The following is an 18,842-nucleotide window of genomic DNA, read 5'->3' as shown; positions in this document are numbered from 1 at the left end:
GTACCTCCTTCACTCATGCCCTAATCCTCTTCGAACATAAGCTCTATAGTTTTGCCATCCTTGCCTGCGACAGCCCTCGGAAAAATCTCTCTTACGGCATCCATGAATTCCTCCGCGCGCACAAGAGACGGGCTGTAATGAGTCAGCCACATTTGCTGTACATTTGCTTCCTTAGCCAGTTCGGCTGCTTCATAAAAGGTCATGTGCTTATATTCTTTCGCCTTTTCTTTTTTATCCGGTTCTCCGTACATCCCTTCGCAGATAAAAAGGTCAGCCCCCACCGCATTTCGAACGATACTTTCTGTAGGTCTGGTATCCGTACAATAGGTTACCTTAAGTCCCTTCCTTGCACTGCCTAATACCATATCGGGAGTATAGGTTTGTCCCTCCACTTCCACGCATTCTCCTTTTTGCAGACGATTCCAATACCTTCTGTCTATGTTAAGCTCCATCGCTTTTTCCAAATGAAACTTTCCGATGCGATCGATTACAATGCTGTATCCATAGCATATCACATTGTGATTGACACGAAAAGCTTCTATCCGAAAGCCATCCAGATCGATGCGCTGTTCCGGCTCCGCCAGCTCCATACATTCTATTTCAAAGGGCAGTTCCGGAGCAATTACCCGCAGCGCAGACACTACGCGGGTCAATCCTTTCGGCCCCACTAAAAGAAGCGGCTCTGTCCGCTCCGCATTTCCCATAGTGAGAAGCATTCCCGGCAGTCCGCTGATATGATCCGCATGATAGTGGGTAAAACAGATAATGTCGATAGGCTTCGGGCTCCAGCCCTTTTCCTTCATAGCAATCTGTGTTCCTTCCCCGCAATCAATCAATATACTCTTTCCATTATACCTTACCATTAAGGAAGTCAGCCATCTATGAGGAAGCGGCATCATTCCTCCTGTTCCTAACAAACAAACATCTAACATGAAAACTCCTATCCTGACACCTCGTTCAGAATCGGAGCAACGGTTTTCCAGACAGTACGATTAATGAGTAATGAGTGCAAGGCACTCATGAAACCTTCATAAAAATTCTTTAATATCTGTACTGTCCACCGGTATTCTGAACTTGGCAATCATCGCATCGTAACAGTCTTCGCACAAATCGAAGCTGTGATTTTGCCCGTCCTTTTTGCTGAAATATCCAAAAGAAGTGTTGATTTCCAGACAGCCTTCTTTTAAAATTCCATTTTCTACCAATAATTCTTTTTTACAATGATTACAAATAACGGCCGAAAGCTCCGTCTTTTTTTCATCCAGATATTTACGCATAGTCTCATCCTCCCAAGATGTACTAAATCCATCGTTCTATATCTGTAATTATACATGAATCCATAGAGCAAAAACAGTGGTAATTGTTTCGCACTTTTCCTATCTTTTCCACATGATCACGGCATCTTCTTTCGGTTTTTCGTAAAAATTTTTTCGGATGCCTTCGCTTTCAAAGCCAAACTTCTTATACAAGCGAATGGCAGGCTCATTTCCTGCCCTGACCTCCAATGTAAACGCTTCGATACCATGCCTTACGCCCTCATCTAGCGCTTTCCCCAGCAGCATTTCAGCTATTCCTTGTTTCCTTCGGCTTTTATCCACCACCACATTGGTAATTTCTCCTTCTCCCGCGATATTCTTAAGTCCGCACATTCCTATGATCGATTCATTCTCCTCAGCCACAAAATAATAAGCATAGTTCAAATGTATCGTCTCCAAAAAAGACTTTTGCGACCATGGCTCGGAAAAGTTATCCTTTTCCAATTCCTCCGCGCGGAGTGTATCTTTTTCTTCCATTCGTCTTACTATAATCAATCCGGGAACCCCTCTTACTTATTCACAATTTACAATTTTCATTTTTATTTGCTTTTTCACTTCGTTCCCTCTCAGCCTGAGATAGGCGAAGATAGATAGGAGCATGATCCTTGGGGTCCACGCTTTTACCGGCTTTATAATAAATGCCGCCAAGCGCCGCTACTGACGCCGCCCGCTGCCTGTTTAAATGGGCAGGTGCGAAGTGATAAGGAACCTTCATATGGAGCTTAAGCCTTTCTCTGAATACGGGCACGCCGTCTCCCAAAAATATGATTTCCCTTCCAAAATGATTCAATCTTTCGGCAATCTCCTCAATTCCCACCGCACATTGAGGCTCCACCTCTTCCAACCGATACCCGTCTTTATCCAAATCTTCGTTTTTTACAAATTCATAAACTCCCGTATATACCTGCCCCCTTCTGGCATCCATAATCGGACAGATATATTCTCTTGTTCCATACAGATTGTACGCCAGACCCTCTAAGGTAGGAATCTCGATAATCGGTATTCCAAGAGCGAGCCCAAGACCCTTGGCCGTAGCCGAACCGATTCTAAGTCCGGTAAAGGAACCTGGTCCTGCGGCAAGAGCCACCGCATCCAGAGAAGACATATCCAAATCTATCATTTTTTTAATTTCATCCAGCATTGGCAAAAGCGTTTGTGAATGAGTCTTTTTGTATTGAATGTCATATTCCGCAATCAGGTCATCGTCCTCCACTATTGCGACGGAGGCCACCAACCCCGAACTGTCCAAAGCTAATATTTTCATTGTACGCTTCTTTCTTTTTCTTCTATTGTAATCAAGCGATAATCCAGGCCTTTCTGTAAATCTTTACATATCGTAATCTCTTTATAGCGCTCCGGCAATATCTCATAAATAAGGTTCGCCCATTCTATAAAACATATGCCGTCGCCGTAAAAATAATCCTCATAGCCGATTTCATCCATTTCTTCCACATCGCCGATACGATAAACGTCGAAATGATAAAAGGGAAGCCTGCCTTCTTCATATACCTGCAAAATAGTAAAAGTCGGACTGTTTACAGACTCTTGTATCCCCAGTCCCTTTGCGACTCCTTGGGTGAAAACGGTCTTGCCTACCCCCAAATCGCCAATCAAGGTATAAATCTCTCCCGGCTTCGCCGTTTCTCCTATCTGCTGCCCAAGAGCAAAGGTCTCCTTCGCACTGAACGAATCCACTTTCATCTAAATACCCCTGCACCTTCCTGTTATTCAAAAAGACACCCGCTATGGCAGGTGTCTTACCATTCATTATTTTATTATACCCAAAATCTCTTAAAGTGCAAGCCCTTATCCGTTCTCAGTTATTCGTGGCGCAGCGCTTCTATAGGGCTTAACTTCGCTGCTTTTCTCGCCGGGTAGATTCCGAAGAAAAGACCGACCGCCGAGGAAAATATGGTCGCGCCCAGAATCGTGGATACCTGAGTTCTCGCTGTTACTCCGGCAATCGCGCAAACCACGTTCGCTCCAAGTATTCCTAACATGATACCGATCAAACCTCCCATTAGCGTGATAATTCCCGCTTCTGCCAAAAATTGCAAAAGAATGGAACCTGTTCTCGCACCCAGGGCTTTTCTTATACCGATTTCTCTCGTACGTTCTGTTACGGATACCAACATGATATTCATGACTCCGATACCGCCTACGAGAAGTGAAATTGCCGCCACAAAAGAAATAAATAAGGTTATGATGCTTAGAATGCTGTCGAACTGCGCACTTACATCCGTAAAGCTCTGTACCAGAATCTGACCTTCACCGCGCACATTGTACTTGTTTTCCAATATGTTCACCGCTTCCTTCGCTATATCCGAGGAATATTCCGAGCCATCCGCCATAATATAAAACTGTTCGAAATCTTCTATCCAATAGCCGAAATTATAGCCTAACACTGTCAGCGGAACCTCTACCTGAATGGAGGGTTCACCCATCATCATATTCACAAGGCTGGAGGCATTATCTTGCCTGATTCCCACAATGGTAAGCTCCTGTGTGATTCCATACAGCGTCACGTCGAAGCTCATTCCTATAACGTCCGTCGTACCGAATAGAGCAATTGCGCTGTTCTCCGTAATGACGCACACTTTATTTCCGCCTTCCGCATCCCCCTTGGAAAAATACTTTCCCTTGACTATCGGGTCGGAAGAAGCATACTGTAAACCTTCGTTACCTCCTGAAAGGGTGGCGTCGAAATCTCCCTTAGGTCCTTCCGCCGTTCCGTAAGCGTTATAGCTGGCTGTTACCGCCTTTACATGATCCACCTCATTCATGATTAAGTCGAAATCATCCTGAGTGAAGGTGACCGTGGTTTCCTTCTTCGAACTGTCAACGTAAACTGCAATCTGCCCGCCTCCTATGCTTTCCAATTCGTCATTTACCTGCCCTCTTACTCCGTTACCGATGGCCATGACCATGATAACCGAGGAGATGCCGATGATAATACCGAGCATCGTAAGGAAAGAGCGGCCTTTATTGCCCTTAATATTCATGAGAGCAATCTTAACATATTCCAATACCTGTGTCATCTTCGCTCTCCTTTATTGTTGCGGTACCGCCGATACTGCCATTCCCTCGGTAATTCCCGCAGACACCTCGGTCATTACCTGTTCACCCTCCTGCAGGCCTTCCGTAATCTCTATATTCATCCCATCCGAAATGCCCGTAGTTACAGGTTTTCTGACGACAAACCCGTTTTCCACCACATATACGAAGTCTCCGTCCATGTCCGTGTTCACCGCACCGGCGGGAACAATCACAGCCTGCTCCACCTTCGCCGTATTGACTGCAATCTTGGCCTCTACTCCGAGGAATATCTTTTCATCGGGATTCAGAATCTTAACATCTGCGCTTACCACTGCAGCTCCGCTGTTATTCTTCGTCGCCATCTTATTGATCTTGCTCACTTCACCATCGTATTTACTGCCTGCAATGGTAACTACTGCCTTCTGTCCTGCGGAGAGCTTTTCCAGATCATATTTCGTCACTTCTATAGTTACTTTTACATCATCCGTGCTTTCCAGTTTGAATAACTGCGTACCTACTGCAGGTGTTGCACCTTCTACTACGTTCATCTCAGTTACAACGCCGTTAAATTCCGCCAAAACACCGTTCTCAACCTCATTAATGGAATCCAGTGTGGTTTTTGAACTGATGCTCTGTATCTCTGTATTAGCCTCAAGCTCCTCTTTTCCGCCTTCATTCAGCTTCGTACCGTCCGCCGAGAGTTTCTGGGATTTCATCTCGGATTTATACTCCTTGCAGTTATTGAGCATCTCCGTATACTTGGTAATTTCATCCTGCCAAGCGCGAATGTCCTTATTATTGGTCTGCTCATAATTGTTGATCTGGACAAGCTTCTGAAGATTCTCATATTCGTCGGAATCCGGCTTGTCGGCCCAATCGATGAGCGATATTTGAAGAAGAGAGCCTTCATAGGCCAGAGCGGCTTTCTTGTCATCCACTTTTTTCTGAAGCTCCTTGATATAATTATCGATGTCGGTAATCTGCTGCTCCAAAACATCGAGGTTCACATTCGCTTCACCCAAATCTCCAAGGCTTTCATTGTTCTTTTGTATGGAATTGCTATAGCTTCCCTCATTAGCCTGCAGCTTAAGCTCCGTCGTCTTCTTCTCGTTGGTAAGTGCTGTTTCATCGTATGTAATGACCGGCTCGCCCTTCTGTACGGTTCCTCCCGCCGCAACATTAATCTCACCAATCTTCACGCTGATAGGAGTGAAATAAGTCTTCGTCTCATCGGAGGTTACTGTTCCACTGGTGCTTAACATCTGTTCGATGTCTCCCTTGGATACCTGTGCAGTGTACACCACAGGCTTTGTATTTGCTGCCGCGATATTTGATATGACGATAAAAAGCACAAAAACGCCGGCAACGCCTCCCAGGATACTTCTCTTAATTATTTTTTTCTTTTTTGCCGCGTCCATAGGAGTCTTTTTTTTCTTCTTCACAGCTACATTTATTGAAGTCTTATTTTCAGTCTTATCCTCCGCATCCATGGGAATCTTCTTTTCGGTCTTCTCCTCCACGTCCGCGGGAGTCTTTTTTTCGGTCTTTTCCTCCACGTCCACGAGAGTCTTTTTTTCAGTCTTCTCCTCCACGTCCTTGGGATTCTTGCTTTTCTTCTTTTCTGTCTTTTCTGATTTCTTCTGCTCTTTTTCCTGCTTCTTAGTCAAGTCCTTATTTTCTTCCAGCTTCATTGTTATAACATTCTCCCTCTTCTTAATTCTCTCTACGCATGTTTCTTACCCGACGAGTGTTTTCTGCTCAATGAGTGTACTTTACTCATTTTTCTCCGCAGAATCATGAACAATCGATCCGTCCATTATTTTTATAACGCGTTCTGCCTGCGCTGCAATATCATTATCATGAGTAATCAGGATTATCGTACGTCCTTCCGCATGAAGGCCTTTCAGAATCTCCATAATCTCCTTACTGGAAGCGGAATCCAGATTACCGGTAGGCTCATCGGCCAGCACCACCGGAGGTGCCTGTGCAATCGCTCTCGCTATGGCTACTCTCTGCTGCTGTCCGCCGGACATCTCCGAAGGCTTGTGCGTCTTACGGTTCTCCAACCCTACCTTCTGAAGCGCAGTCTCTGACATTCTCGTCCTTTCCTTCTTGGAAACTCCTCTATAAATCAGCGGCAGCTCTACGTTCTCTATTGCTGTTAAATTCTGTATCAGATTAAATCCTTGAAAAATAAAGCCGATTTCTTTATTTCTGATATCGGAAAGCTCGTCGTCGCTCAAATGCGATACATCCTGATCATGCAAAAAATAACTTCCGCTGGTAGGTATATCCAGACACCCCAGCATATTCATCAACGTAGATTTGCCCGAGCCCGACTGCCCGATAATTGCAACAAACTCATTCTCATTGATGGTCAGATTCACATGGTCAAGTGCTCTTACTTCATTCTCTCCAGGATTATATACCTTACACATATCCCGAATGTCAACCAATGCACTCATTCATTACCCTCCTGCAAAAACACAGTTTTGTATTACTGTATTACTCGTCTAATACAATAATCTATTTTATACTATTTGTCAACTATAATTTACCTTTTAATTATAATTTATATTTTTAATAATACCACACTAATAACCTTAAATTTTTCTAAAAATTCATATACAAAGTCCCCCGTCGTTTCTTATTCATTAATATATAACGAAATAACGGGGGACTTTTCTTCAATTATTTTATGATATTTTTGTAGCTTTACTAACCTCGGACTTTTTATGGCCTTCCTTTAAAATAGGACTGAGCTTTTTATAGATAAGTACTGTTACCGCCGATACACTGGCTCCTTTTATGATGTTCAAAGGTGCTACCGCAAATATCACAAGAGTGGTAACGCTGTCAATAGCAGGATTTACCACTGTTCCCATCTGCACGATGGCATCTAACGGCATTCCGTATAGCTGTGCGAATTTGGGAAGCAGATAAATAGCGTTGAACGCCGTACCGAAAATCGTCATACATATGGTACCCGTTACGGAACCGATAAGCGCCGTCTTCTTCGTCTTCCTATGCAGGTAAATGATAGAAGCGGGAAGCACGAAGCTGCATCCGATAATGAAGTTAGCAAGTTCTCCCACGAACGCCGTAGTCGTTCCCTTCAATAAAAGCTCCAGCAATATTTTACAAAATTCGATGGTCACTCCCGCCATCGGCCCGAAAGCAAAAGCGCCTATCAGTACCGGAATCTCGCTGAAATCCAGCTTATAAAAGCCCGGCGCGAAGAACAGAGGGATTTCTAAAAGCATAAGTATCACGGCGATCGCCGAGAACATACCTATCATAGATACCTTTCGGGTAGAGAAGATGCGTCCCTTATCGCCGCTTTTCTTCATCGTCAACTTTTCATAAGCATAGGCCAGCGCGAACATAAACGCTACAATGCCGAGAAATTCTGCCACAAAAATCAGGTTTTCAGTTACCGCAGTCATTAACTCTTTCATTTCTTCCTCCTAAAATCAGCCCAGCTTTCTATTATTAGTCTGCACCGGGTTCGTAGGGAAAATTCTTCCAGCCAAAAATTATCTTCTCAGAACAAAAGTGTGCTCCGCTCACTCTCACGACTAAGTACTTTGGCCGCACAGCTTTTGTCCTCGCAGCTGTTTTTATGTAATAGGAGCAGTTTCCTGCTTACATAAAAAACCCCGAGTCGTAATGACTCGGGGTAATAATCTGTAATATCCATTCTTATAACGATGAACCGTTATTCGATATGCTTCTTACATTTCTTCTCTCATCCAGACTTTACTGTCGGTTTTGGAATTGCACCAAATCAACCGCTTCGATATTTATCAAAACGGGTCGCGGACTATTACCGCCGGTAGGGAATGACGAACTGCCTCGTTTCACCCAACCCCGAAGAATTTTCTCTCTTTAATTGTTCCTTATTTATCATATGTCCGAAGCTTCTCTTTGTCAAGATATTATTTATTACTCTTATTGATTTTCATCGTTAATGAAATCCGTTTCTTCGGAACGTCTACGGAAATCACCTGAACATCCACCACATCTCCGACACTTACCGCCTCTAACGGATGCTTGATAAACCTGTCCGTGATCTGGGAAATGTGTACAAGTCCATCCTGATGTACGCCGATATCCACGAAAATACCGAAATCAATAACGTTGCGCACCGTTCCTTTTAAAATCATGCCGGGTTTCAAATCCTTCATATCCAGAACGTCATGTCTCAGAATAGGTGCAGGCATGTTCTCACGGGGATCTCTTGCAGGTTTTTCCAGCTCCTTCAAAATATCCGTCAACGTAATTTCGCCGATGCCAAGCTCCTGTGCCGTCTTTTTCTTATCCCTCACCTTTTTCTCCAGGGAGCTGATATTGTGTGCTTGAGGCGAGCTCTCTTCCGCCGCGCTTTTACCGGGAGCTTCCTGAAGGGCCACGCCTCCCATAGCTGCTGCAAGGGCTTTTCCCATGGCAGTATCAGTGTTTCGGATCACTACCTTGTTCTGCTTCGGTTGTCTTTCCTGCCTTGGCGCTACCGTTTTCGTCTTCCCTTTTTCAGAAGCCGCCTTCTTCTGGGCTTCCTTCACATCCTCCATCGTAAGCCCCAACTTGTCCAAAAGCTTCATCGCCGCTTCATACGACTCGGGATGCACGCTGGTAGCGTCCAGAGGATTCACTCCATCCAAAATACGCATGAAACCCGCGCACTGTTCATAGGCTTTCGGCCCCAGTTTGGCCACCTTCAAAAGCTGTTTTCTATTGGTAAAGCGGCCGTTATTCTCTCTATAATCTACGATGTTCTTAGCGATTACCTTGGTAATTCCGGAAATGTACTCCAGCAAGGAAGCAGAAGCAGTATTTAAGTCTACGCCTACCTTGTTTACACAATCCTCTACGACTCCGCTTAAAGCATCGCTTAGCTTTTTCTGATTCATATCGTGCTGGTACTGTCCTACTCCGATGGATTTAGGATCGATTTTTACCAGCTCCGCAAGAGGGTCCTGCAGCCTTCGCGCAATGGACGCCGAGCTTCTTTGGCCTACGTCGAAATTAGGAAACTCCTCCGTGGCAAGCTTGCTGGCAGAATACACGGAAGCCCCTGCCTCGTTGACAATAACGTACTGTACCGGGGTGTCCAGTTCTTTGATCAGTTCCACGATTACCTGCTCCGACTCTCTGGATGCGGTACCATTACCCACTGAAATCAAAGATATCCCATATTTCTTAATAAGCCGCTTTACCTCCTTCTTCGATTCCTCTACTTTGTTCTGAGGCGCAGTGGGGTAAATGACTTTGGTCTCAAGCACTTTTCCTGTCTCGTCCACTACCGCCAGCTTACAGCCGGTACGAAAGGCCGGATCCCAGCCAAGCACTACCTTTCCTGTAATGGGAGGCTGCATGAGAAGCTGTTCCAGATTCTTCCCGAATACGGAAATTGCCCCGTCCTCCGCCTTTTCCGTAAGATCATTTCTTATCTCCCTTTCGATCGCCGGAGCGATCAGACGGCGGTAGCTGTCTTCGATGACCTCCATAAGAACCGGCTTCGTAACCGGATTGTCCGAGGTAATGACCTTCTTCGCCAGAAACAGTAAGATACGCTCTTCGGGCGCCGCCACCTTCACCGTAAGCACCTTTTCGCTCTCACCGCGATTCAGCGCGAGAATGCGATGGCCTGCCGCTTTCTTAAGAGGTTCCTCGTAATCGTAGTACATTTCATATACGCTTTCTGCCTTTTTATCTTTGGCGGTACTGACAATAGCGCCCTCTTCCATCGTAATATCACGAATGTAAATACGGTAATCTGCTTCATCGGAAATACTCTCCGCGATAATGTCTTTGGCTCCTTGTATCGCTTCCGAAACATTCTTCACCTCTTTTTCTTCATTCACGTACTTGGCCGCTTCCTCCTCCAAAGAGCTTTCGCCATTCTGGGCAAGAATCCATTTCGCCAGCTCTTCGAGGCCTTTTTCTTTCGCCACGCTGGCCCGCGTCTTCCGTTTGGGGCGGTAAGGGCGATATAGGTCTTCCACCACTACAAGAGTCTCTGCCGCAAGAATCTTCTCCTTCAATTCCTCCGTCAGCTTGCCTTGTTCCTCTATACTTCCGATTACCTGTTCTTTCTTTTCTTCCAGATTGCGCAGATATACAAGTCTTTCGTACAGATCGCGCAGCACCTCGTCGTTAAGGGAACCGGTCACCTCCTTACGGTATCGGGATATGAAAGGAATAGTATTCCCTTCGTCGATTAATTTTACGGCAGCTTCCACCTGCCATTTTTCCACCTTAAGTTCATCTTTTAATTTTAAAATAATATCCATAGCTTGCTCCATTCAAAGGTAAAATGTTTATTACTATTATTTATTATAGATGATAAAGTGCGTTATTTTCAAGATTGTATTATCAATTATTAAGTGTTACAATAACAATGTATATTTAGTATTACTGTTCACACAGCAGCTTAACACTTGCTGTTAATCTGCGTAAGAACGTGATTCAGGGGATGATTTCTGCTTCGTGAAGCGAATTAAAATGCAAAAAGTCTGCATTGCAGAACATCATGCGTTGCTGAGAACGGAATGAACAGTAACTATTTAGGAGGTTTTTCTATGGACTTTAATAATTCCAATCAGGGACACGCTCCCCAAGGATATCCTTATAGACCGCCGGTTAGGCAGGCGGGCGACAGTCTCGCCGGAGCAGCATTGTTTCTCGGCGCTATTTCTATTGTGACGGCATTTATGATGACGGTATATTTCCCTTTTATTTTCGGAAGTCTCGCCATTTTATTCGCCATTTTATCCAAGGGCAGGGCGGCAAGGCTTGCAAAATATGCCAGGGCAGGCATTATCTGCGGAGTTGTCGGTCTCGCCGTAAATGTGGCCGTAATAGTTAGTTCCTTTGTCTTCATATTGAACAATCCCGATATTCTGACGAGGACCGCAAGGCAGTATGACAATATGTATGAGCAGATTTATGGTATAGACTCGGAGGATGTGTTCGGCGACTCTCTGGAGAATATTGTAGGAGATTTTATCGACGGATTTAATGATTGAAAGGAGCTCAATTATGATGGGGATAAATTCGATCAGCGGAACTTCTAATATTTATGGCATAAAAGGATATGGTCAGGATGAGAGCGGCTCAGGTGCAATTTTAAATTCCGGAGAATCTCAGGTCAAATCACCCGGGCGGAAATCTTCGCCTGCAGAATGTGAGACTTGTAAGGACCGGAAATATCAGGATGGCTCCGACGAAATGGTTTCTTTTAAAAGCGCTGCACATATTTCTCCCGGAGCAGCCGCTTCTGCGGTGCGTTCCCACGAACAGGAGCATGTGTCCAATGCGTATAAGGATGCTGCTCAAAATAACGGAAAAGTTATTTCCGCTAACGTTTCCATACATACCTCCGTCTGTCCTGAGTGCGGACGCAGCTACGTATCGGGAGGCACTACCTCTACGCAGATTAAATATTTTAATGAAGAGAATCCTTACCAGCAGGATTTAAAGTCCACGGATGCTATGAAGTACCGGGGCATGAACGTAAATCTTGCAGGGTGAAAGCCGATCAGGCTTAGTCCAATACCAGGCTTAGCAAAATACCAGACTTAGAATTGGAGACTTAATCTATGAACAATTATAAATCTTCTGCCGAATTGAAAGCCATGGCAAAAGAGCAGCTATTTGGAAAATATACTACCGCGGTGGGAGCCTTTGTGACCGTATCTGCGATCACTTTAGTTATGTCAACCATCCCGGTTTTCATGATACCGCACGGCTCTATCGTTTATACCGTGATTTACTACCTGGTTTCTTTCATCATCAGCTTATTTTTAGGACTATTCGCCTCAGGCCAGGCTTTCTTTTATTTGAAGGTCGCATGCGGACAACCGGTTTCTGTGGGAGATGTTTTTATCGGATTTCGATTGCATCCCGATAAATCCATACTCATCCAGTTCACGCTTAGCCTGACTTCCTACTTATGCACAGCACCGGCAGCAATTTTTCAGTATCTTTATTTAAACGGCAGCAACGCTGTCATGCTGCTTCTCATGTCGGTTTCATTGATTGTCGGATGCATTGTCTTGATATTTGTAAGCCTGTTGCTTTCTCAGGCATTTTATTTGCTTCAGGATTTCCCCGATTATTCGGCAAAGGAGCTTTTGAAGATGAGCTGTCATATGATGAAGGGGCACAAGGGGCGGCTATTTTATATAGAGCTGAGCTTTCTTCCTTTGTTTTTGCTGGGACTTCTTTCCTGCTGTATCGCATATCTATGGATTATTCCTTATATGAACGCCACCATGGCAAACTTTTATATGGACTTAGTTAAAAATCAACCGAAGGAACAATAATAAAAAAGAGGGGATCGCAATTACTGAGAGTGATGTCCTCTTTTTTTATGTAACAGTATCTTTTAAAACTCTTTCCAAATTCATTACAACATTTCATAACGTACATATATGTTTTGTACATTTTATCTTGCGTTTCTATAAGTTCCGGTGTTATAATACGTGACAACTTATTATACAAACGATGAAAATAAAGGAGGATACTATTATGAAAAGCTTAAAACTAAAGATGCTTCTAGTTTTGTTGCCAATTATTTTGTTGGCATTAGCAGTAATTTCCGGAATCGGTTACTTTTTCGCCAGGCAGGTGATTCAGAAGAACATGGACGAGATATTATCGGAAACTGCTTATTCCAGTGCCAATAAAATAGAAGGCTGGTTGAATGTACAATTACAGATTATTAACAGCAGTAAGACTACCCTGGAGGAGATGGGCCTGTCTTCTGCGGATGAATTATCCTATCTTTCTGCAATTTTAGAAAGCAATCCCAACTTCTCTGATGTTTATATCGGTACAAAGGATGGTGTAATGATCGATGGATCCGGCTGGACACCCCCGGCAGATTATGATCCAAGACAACGTGATTGGTACACGCTTGGAAATGATGCTGAAACGGCTGGTTTCACCGATCCCTATCTCGACCTGGTAACGAATAAATTGGTGGTATCCAGCAGCGTCCTCCTCAATGATACCTCCGGAAACTTTCGCGGTGTTCTTGCCAGTGATATCAGTTTAGAGAATATCACGGAGTTTGTAAAGCAAATCACTTATGGTGAGACCGGATATGCTTATCTTGTTAACAGTATAGATGGTACTATTCTTGCACATCAGGATGACAGTATTATCAGCAAAAAGATAAGTGAATTAGAAGGCAGCGGTCTGAGTGAGCTTGAGAACAAAATCTCCAGCGGCGGATCAGAATCATCTGTCTATACCATAGACGGCAAGAAATTAATCGCATATTTTGCCCCAGTACCCGGCACTCACTGGTCTGTGATAATTGCCGTATCTGAACAGGAAATTATGAAAAGCCTCAATCAATTATTGATAAACATTCTGATTACATTTGTTTTCGCTCTTCTTGTGATTGGAATTTCTATTGAACGTGCAACACATCAGATTGTTAAGCCGATTCGTTCCCTCGATTCTTCCATCCGCACTATTGCCGGAGGAGATTTCACTCAGGAAATAACAAAGGCGAATCTCCTTCGGAAGGATGAAATAGGAATCATATCTGTTGGTATTCAGCAAATGCAGGTCGCCCTCCGAAATCTGATCAACCAGGTTAAGACGGAATCCAAATATATCGAAAGTGATGTCGACCAGGTAGTAAACAACGTCGGCATTCTATATGATAATATCGGGGATGTTTCTGCCACCACCGAAGAATTATCTGCCGGTATGGAGGAGACTGCTGCATCTTCTGAAGAAATGTCTGCGACCGCTCAGGAAATCGAACATACTGCACAGCAGATAGCAACACGCTCTCAGGAGGGGGCAACCGAAGCGGAAGCGATTAACCGGAGAGCAAATCAGACCAAAGATAATGTCATCGCTTCCACTCTAAAGGCAAAAGAGGCATTAACTAATACCCAGCAAAATTTGCAAGATGCCCTGAATGCTACTAAGGTTGTTAAGGAAATCGATATTCTTTCCGAATCCATTATGCAGATTACCGCGCAGACGAATCTTCTCGCTTTAAACGCCTCCATAGAAGCAGCCAGAGCCGGTGAAGCAGGAAAAGGCTTTTCGGTTGTTGCAGAAGAAATCCGGGTTCTGGCAGAACAGTCCAAGAATGCTGTTCTAAAGATCCAGGAAACTACCTCCAGGGTAACAGGCTCTGTTGACCGCCTGTCTGAATGCGCACAAGATGTACTATCCTATATTTCTACGGATGTTGTTAATGATTATGCCGTATTGCTGGAGGTTGCAGAACACTACAGTAAGGATGCCAAATACGTGGATGAACTGGTATCAGAATTTTATTCCAGTTCCAGTGTGCTGTTATCCGCTATCCAAAACATCATAAGTGCAATCGACGGTGTTGCTATCGCTGCAAATGAAGGCGCCAAAGGGACTACAGACATTGCAAACCGGGTTTCCGATACCACTCAAAAAGCCAGTGAAGTGCAGGAAATTGTAGAAAAGACAAAAAAGAGTACTTACAGACTAATAGAAGAAATTGCAAAGTTCCAGGTATAATTCATAAATATTAAACGAGAGGTCCGCAGGTGATTTTTCCACTTACTGACCTCTCATCGTTTGAATGACTGACTCTCAGGAGTCCGTTTTTATTGTTCTGTATTTTTCTTTCCCGTGCTTATCCATTTCAGATATGCATTGATGAAAGGATCCAAAGCACCGTCTAACACACCGTCCGCATTGCCGGATTCTTCCTCCGTCCTATGGTCCTTTACCATCGTATAGGGCTGCAGCACGTAAGAACGTATCTGATTTCCCCATCCGATTTCTTTTACCTCGCCGCGAATACCGGAAAGCTTCTCCGCATTTTCTTCCTGTCTCAGCATATACAGCTTCGCTTTCAGCATCTGCATCGCCTTATCCTTGTTTTGGAATTGGGAGCGTTCATTTTGGCACTGTACCACAATTCCGGTGGGAAGATGCGTGATACGGATTGCCGAGGAGGTCTTATTGATATGCTGACCACCCGCTCCGCTGCTTCGATAGGTGTCGATGCGAAGGTCGTCGTCATTGATTTCAATATCCATATCGTCTTCTATATCCGGCATTACATCCAGCGATACGAAAGAAGTCTGTCTCTTTCCCTGGGCGTTGAAGGGAGAGATTCTCACCAGGCGGTGAACGCCCTTCTCCGATTTCAAATAGCCATAAGCATTCTCTCCGTTGACCTGAAAGGTTACGGATTTGATTCCGGCCTCATCGCCGTCCAGATAATCCAATACGTCGATAGTAAACCCTCTTCGCTCCGCCCATCTGGTATACATTCGGTAGAGCATACCACACCAATCACAGCTCTCCGTTCCGCCGGCACCTGCATTAAGCTTTAAAATGGCGTTGTTTTTGTCATATTCGCCTGACAGAAGGGTATTGATGCGGATTAATTCGAAGGTTTCTATAAAGGAATTCAGTTCGCTGCGGATTTCCGCAGCCATCTCCTGATCCTCTTCCTCATAGCCCATTTCAATCAGCGCGCCAATGTCCTCGTACTGGCCCTTCAGACCGTTTATCGTATCCACTATATCCTTTAGACTTTTCAGTTCCTTCATCTTGCGGTTGGAAATATCGGGTTCATCCCAAAATCCCGGAGCCTCCATTTCCCTTTCCAGCTCTTCGATTCGCCTTTGCTTATTATCTAAGTCAAAGTGAATCCCTCACTTCCGCAAGCGGACTTTCATATGTCTGCAATTCTAATTTCATCTGATCCAATTCTACCACTTAACGTTCACCACACTTTCTCTAATTTCTGCCGTTTTAATCAAACGGCGATTTACTTGCGCCCGCAGCACTGCTTATACTTCTTGCCGCTTCCGCAAGGGCAGGGATCGTTGGGATATACCTTAGCCGTCTCGCGTTTTACGGGGCCTTTCTGCAAGGTATCGTCCTTATTCGTTCCCGTTACTTTCGCAACCTGTTCTCTCTCTACCTTCTGCTCGATTCTTACATGGAACAGCAGGCGGACTGTTTCTTCCTTAATATTCTGTGTCATCTCGTCGAACATCTCGTACCCGTTGAGCTTGTATTCCACAAGAGGATCTCTCTGTGCGTATGCCTGCAAACCTACTCCCTGGCGAAGCTGTTCCATGTCGTCGATATGATCCATCCATTTTCTATCGATTACTTTCAGTAAAATCACGCGCTCGATTTCACGCATCGCTTCGGGATTGGGGAATTCTGTTTCTTTGCTTTCATATAATTTTACCGCTTCTTCCTTAAGCTGCTGCTTTAGGCTGTTCTTCTTCGGCTTTAATACCCTTCCCGTATTGACCGGACGAAGGGGTATCGTAGGCAGAAGCAAGGCGTTTAACTCTGCAAAATTCCAATCGCCGATATCTGCGTCGTCGCTGATACTGGTATCCACTGCATCTTCCGCAATATCGGTAATCATCTTGAAAATGGCGTCGCGCATGCTCTGTCCGCTTAATACCTGACGTCTCTCTTCGTATATGATTTCTCTCTGTTCGTTCATAACCTGATCGTATTCCAACAGGTTCTTTCTGATACCAAAGTTATTGTTCTCTATCTTCTTCTGTGCGGATTCTATCGCTTTTGTCAAAGACTTATGCTCAATTTCCTGATTCTCTGGAATTCCGAGAGCATTGAACATGCTAATCAGTCTTTCAGAGCCGAATAACCTCATCAATTCATCATCCAGTGAAATGTAGAACTTGGATTCACCCGGATCTCCCTGACGGCCGGAACGGCCGCGAAGCTGATTATCGATACGTCTCGATTCATGGCGCTCCGTACCTACGATCTTAAGACCGCCTGCTGCCCGCGCTTCATCGTCCAGTTTAATATCCGTACCACGTCCTGCCATGTTGGTAGCAATGGTAACCGCTCCGTGCACACCGGCATCCGCAACGATCTCCGCTTCCAGCTCGTGGAACTTGGCATTCAGCACTTTATGGGTAATTCCGCGTTTGGTCAGCATCTTGCTTAACTCTTCCGATGCTTCGATAGTAATTGTGCCGACCAATACCGGCTGTCCCTTCTCATGAGCTGCTGCCACCGCTTCTACGATAGCGTGAAGCTTCTCTTTTCTCGTCTTATATACGGCGTCCTGCAAATCCTGCCTGATTATCGGCCTATTCGTCGGAATCTCAATAACATCCATTCCGTAAATGTCGCGAAATTCCTTTTCCTCCGTCAATGCAGTACCTGTCATACCAGCTTTTTTCTCGAACTTATTGAAGAAATTCTGGAAGGTTATGGTAGCAAGGGTCTTACTTTCTCTCTTGACCTTTACATGCTCCTTCGCCTCAATAGCCTGATGCAGACCGTCCGAATAACGTCTTCCTGCCATAATACGTCCTGTAAATTCATCTACAATCAAGACTTGATCGTCCTTTACCACATAGTCCTGATCTCTGAACATAAGGTTATGCGCTCTGAGAGCAAGGTTAATGTTATGCTGGATTTCCAGATTGTCCGGATCAGCAAGATTTTCTATCTGAAAGAATCGTTCCACCTTGGCAACACCTTCTGCCGTCAGGTTAACGATCTTGTCCTTCTCATTGACGATGAAATCTCCCGTCTCTTCTCTCTCCACACCCATAATGGCGTCCATCTTCGTAAGGTCTGCCATATCCTCACCGCGGGTGAGCTGTCTTGCGAGAATATCGCATGCCTCGTACAACTTGGTAGACTTGCCGCTCTGACCGGAAATAATGAGAGGCGTTCTCGCTTCATCGACGAGAACGGAGTCCACCTCGTCGATAATTGCGTAGTGCAGATCACGAAGTACGAGCTGTTCTTTATATATAACCATGTTATCTCTTAAGTAATCGAAGCCGAGTTCATTATTCGTCACATACGTAATATCGCAGTTATAAGCTTCCCTGCGCTCCTCAGGCTTCATATCGTTCAAAACGACGCCGACCTTAAGTCCTAAAAATTCGTGTACCTGTCCCATCCACTCAGCATCGCGCTTCGCCAGATAGTCATTGACGGTTACCACATGTACGCCTTTTCCCGCCAAAGCCTCTAAATAAGCCGGCAATGTGGAGACCAAGGTCTTACCTTCACCGGTCTTCATCTCGGCAATGCGGCCCTGATACAGGATCATACCACCGATAAGCTGTACGCGGTAATGCTCCATATTAAGTACTCTCTTCGCTGCTTCTCTGACAGTGGCAAAAGCTTCCGGCAGAAGGTCGTCTAACGTCTCTCCGTCTTGTAAACGCTTTTTGTACTCTTTTGTCTTTTCTCTCAGTTGCTCATCAGACAACTCTCTCATAGAGGGTCTTAATTCCTCGATCTTATCTGCAATACTTTCTATTCTCTTTAATTCCCTCTCACTGTGAGTTCCAAAAACCTTATTAACAATATTCATAGTCAAACTCCCATACCATCCGGCACTCAAAACAGGGTACCTTAATATTTAATTCAAAAAAATCCACTGTTTATTGTAACAGATTTAAAACTCATATTCAACTATTGTATCTGTTAATAGTTTATAAACTT

General features: G+C 44.6%; 16 protein-coding genes and 1 riboswitch. Of the genes, 4 read left to right on the top strand and 12 right to left on the bottom strand.

Annotated features, from left to right (window positions below):
• Positions 1 to 20: 20 nt before the first annotated feature.
• The 10 genes from V6984_RS05065 to V6984_RS05020 all read right to left on the bottom strand — a co-directional run bounded on the left by V6984_RS05065 (position 21) and on the right by V6984_RS05020 (position 10,645).
• Complete coding sequence (locus V6984_RS05065; RefSeq protein WP_342758711.1) at positions 21 to 932, bottom strand: ribonuclease Z; 912 nt, start codon at positions 930 to 932, stop codon at positions 21 to 23.
• Between the two features lie 96 nt (positions 933 to 1,028).
• Positions 1,029 to 1,277, bottom strand: coding sequence for a hypothetical protein (locus tag V6984_RS05060; protein WP_342758710.1), 249 nt, complete (start codon positions 1,275 to 1,277; stop codon positions 1,029 to 1,031).
• A gap of 99 nt (positions 1,278 to 1,376) precedes the next feature.
• Positions 1,377 to 1,811 carry a ribosomal protein S18-alanine N-acetyltransferase gene (gene rimI, locus V6984_RS05055; protein ID WP_342758709.1) on the bottom strand — a complete coding sequence of 145 codons (435 nt, stop codon included), beginning with the start codon at positions 1,809 to 1,811 and terminating at the stop codon, positions 1,377 to 1,379.
• Positions 1,812 to 1,833: 22 nt separating this feature from the next.
• Positions 1,834 to 2,580: a tRNA (adenosine(37)-N6)-threonylcarbamoyltransferase complex dimerization subunit type 1 TsaB gene (tsaB, locus tag V6984_RS05050; RefSeq protein WP_342758708.1), complete on the bottom strand. Its 747-nt coding sequence runs from the start codon at positions 2,578 to 2,580 to the stop codon at positions 1,834 to 1,836.
• A complete protein-coding gene (gene tsaE, locus V6984_RS05045; RefSeq protein WP_342758707.1) occupies positions 2,577 to 3,017 on the bottom strand; it encodes a tRNA (adenosine(37)-N6)-threonylcarbamoyltransferase complex ATPase subunit type 1 TsaE in 441 nt (146 codons plus the stop codon). The genes tsaB and tsaE overlap by 4 nt, the downstream gene beginning before the upstream one ends.
• 119 nt (positions 3,018 to 3,136) lie before the next feature.
• Positions 3,137 to 4,354, bottom strand: coding sequence for an ABC transporter permease (locus tag V6984_RS05040; protein WP_342758706.1), 1,218 nt, complete (start codon positions 4,352 to 4,354; stop codon positions 3,137 to 3,139).
• Between the two features lie 12 nt (positions 4,355 to 4,366).
• Complete coding sequence (locus tag V6984_RS05035) at positions 4,367 to 6,043, bottom strand: efflux RND transporter periplasmic adaptor subunit (RefSeq protein ID WP_342758705.1); 1,677 nt, start codon at positions 6,041 to 6,043, stop codon at positions 4,367 to 4,369.
• Positions 6,044 to 6,124: 81 nt separating this feature from the next.
• Positions 6,125 to 6,817 (bottom strand): ABC transporter ATP-binding protein, encoded by a 693-nt coding sequence (locus tag V6984_RS05030; protein ID WP_342758704.1) that lies wholly within the window; start codon positions 6,815 to 6,817, stop codon positions 6,125 to 6,127.
• 231 nt (positions 6,818 to 7,048) lie between these two features.
• Positions 7,049 to 7,810 (bottom strand): ECF transporter S component, encoded by a 762-nt coding sequence (locus V6984_RS05025; RefSeq protein WP_342758703.1) that lies wholly within the window; start codon positions 7,808 to 7,810, stop codon positions 7,049 to 7,051.
• 278 nt (positions 7,811 to 8,088) lie between these two features.
• A riboswitch (FMN riboswitch) is annotated at positions 8,089 to 8,234 on the bottom strand.
• Between the two features lie 56 nt (positions 8,235 to 8,290).
• Positions 8,291 to 10,645: a Tex family protein gene (locus tag V6984_RS05020; protein WP_342758702.1), complete on the bottom strand. Its 2,355-nt coding sequence runs from the start codon at positions 10,643 to 10,645 to the stop codon at positions 8,291 to 8,293.
• Between the two features lie 288 nt (positions 10,646 to 10,933).
• Between V6984_RS05020 and V6984_RS05015 the strand changes: the two genes are divergently transcribed.
• The 4 genes from V6984_RS05015 to V6984_RS05000 all read left to right on the top strand — a co-directional run bounded on the left by V6984_RS05015 (position 10,934) and on the right by V6984_RS05000 (position 14,879).
• Complete coding sequence (locus V6984_RS05015; RefSeq protein ID WP_342758701.1) at positions 10,934 to 11,380, top strand: hypothetical protein; 447 nt, start codon at positions 10,934 to 10,936, stop codon at positions 11,378 to 11,380.
• A 13-nt stretch (positions 11,381 to 11,393) separates the two neighbouring features.
• Positions 11,394 to 11,885 (top strand): hypothetical protein, encoded by a 492-nt coding sequence (locus V6984_RS05010; protein ID WP_342758700.1) that lies wholly within the window; start codon positions 11,394 to 11,396, stop codon positions 11,883 to 11,885.
• A 68-nt stretch (positions 11,886 to 11,953) separates the two neighbouring features.
• Positions 11,954 to 12,679: a DUF975 family protein gene (locus tag V6984_RS05005; RefSeq protein WP_342758699.1), complete on the top strand. Its 726-nt coding sequence runs from the start codon at positions 11,954 to 11,956 to the stop codon at positions 12,677 to 12,679.
• 205 nt (positions 12,680 to 12,884) lie between these two features.
• Complete coding sequence (locus V6984_RS05000) at positions 12,885 to 14,879, top strand: methyl-accepting chemotaxis protein (protein ID WP_342758698.1); 1,995 nt, start codon at positions 12,885 to 12,887, stop codon at positions 14,877 to 14,879.
• Positions 14,880 to 14,968: 89 nt separating this feature from the next.
• Here the strand turns inward: V6984_RS05000 and prfB are convergent.
• Positions 14,969 to 16,094 (bottom strand): peptide chain release factor 2 gene (gene prfB, locus V6984_RS04995; protein WP_342758697.1). Its coding sequence is split into 2 segments (ribosomal slippage): positions 14,969 to 16,018 and positions 16,020 to 16,094, totalling 1,125 coding nucleotides; the frame shifts between segments, so codons are not numbered across the junction.
• A gap of 52 nt (positions 16,095 to 16,146) precedes the next feature.
• Entirely contained in the window at positions 16,147 to 18,711 is a 2,565-nt protein-coding gene (gene secA, locus V6984_RS04990) for a preprotein translocase subunit SecA (RefSeq protein WP_342758696.1), read from the bottom strand.
• Positions 18,712 to 18,842 lie beyond the last annotated feature (131 nt).

This window comes from Kineothrix sp. IPX-CK, assembly GCF_039134705.1.
GTDB lineage: Bacteria > Bacillota > Clostridia > Lachnospirales > Lachnospiraceae > Kineothrix > Kineothrix sedimenti.
Note: the sequence above shows the minus strand (reverse complement) of the source record. Positions and strands in the feature narration are given on the sequence as shown.

Coding starts and splice junctions, on each gene's coding strand:
- V6984_RS05065 (WP_342758711.1), bottom strand. CDS start 932: ATGTTAGATGTTTGTTTGTTAGGAACAGGAGGAATGATGCCGCTTCCT.
- V6984_RS05060 (WP_342758710.1), bottom strand. CDS start 1,277: ATGCGTAAATATCTGGATGAAAAAAAGACGGAGCTTTCGGCCGTTATT.
- tsaB (WP_342758708.1), bottom strand. CDS start 2,580: ATGAAAATATTAGCTTTGGACAGTTCGGGGTTGGTGGCCTCCGTCGCA.
- tsaE (WP_342758707.1), bottom strand. CDS start 3,017: ATGAAAGTGGATTCGTTCAGTGCGAAGGAGACCTTTGCTCTTGGGCAG.
- V6984_RS05040 (WP_342758706.1), bottom strand. CDS start 4,354: ATGACACAGGTATTGGAATATGTTAAGATTGCTCTCATGAATATTAAG.
- V6984_RS05035 (WP_342758705.1), bottom strand. CDS start 6,043: ATGAAGCTGGAAGAAAATAAGGACTTGACTAAGAAGCAGGAAAAAGAG.
- V6984_RS05030 (WP_342758704.1), bottom strand. CDS start 6,817: ATGAGTGCATTGGTTGACATTCGGGATATGTGTAAGGTATATAATCCT.
- V6984_RS05025 (WP_342758703.1), bottom strand. CDS start 7,810: ATGAAAGAGTTAATGACTGCGGTAACTGAAAACCTGATTTTTGTGGCA.
- V6984_RS05020 (WP_342758702.1), bottom strand. CDS start 10,645: ATGGATATTATTTTAAAATTAAAAGATGAACTTAAGGTGGAAAAATGG.
- V6984_RS05015 (WP_342758701.1), top strand. CDS start 10,934: ATGGACTTTAATAATTCCAATCAGGGACACGCTCCCCAAGGATATCCT.
- V6984_RS05010 (WP_342758700.1), top strand. CDS start 11,394: ATGATGGGGATAAATTCGATCAGCGGAACTTCTAATATTTATGGCATA.
- V6984_RS05005 (WP_342758699.1), top strand. CDS start 11,954: ATGAACAATTATAAATCTTCTGCCGAATTGAAAGCCATGGCAAAAGAG.
- V6984_RS05000 (WP_342758698.1), top strand. CDS start 12,885: ATGAAAAGCTTAAAACTAAAGATGCTTCTAGTTTTGTTGCCAATTATT.
- secA (WP_342758696.1), bottom strand. CDS start 18,711: ATGAATATTGTTAATAAGGTTTTTGGAACTCACAGTGAGAGGGAATTA.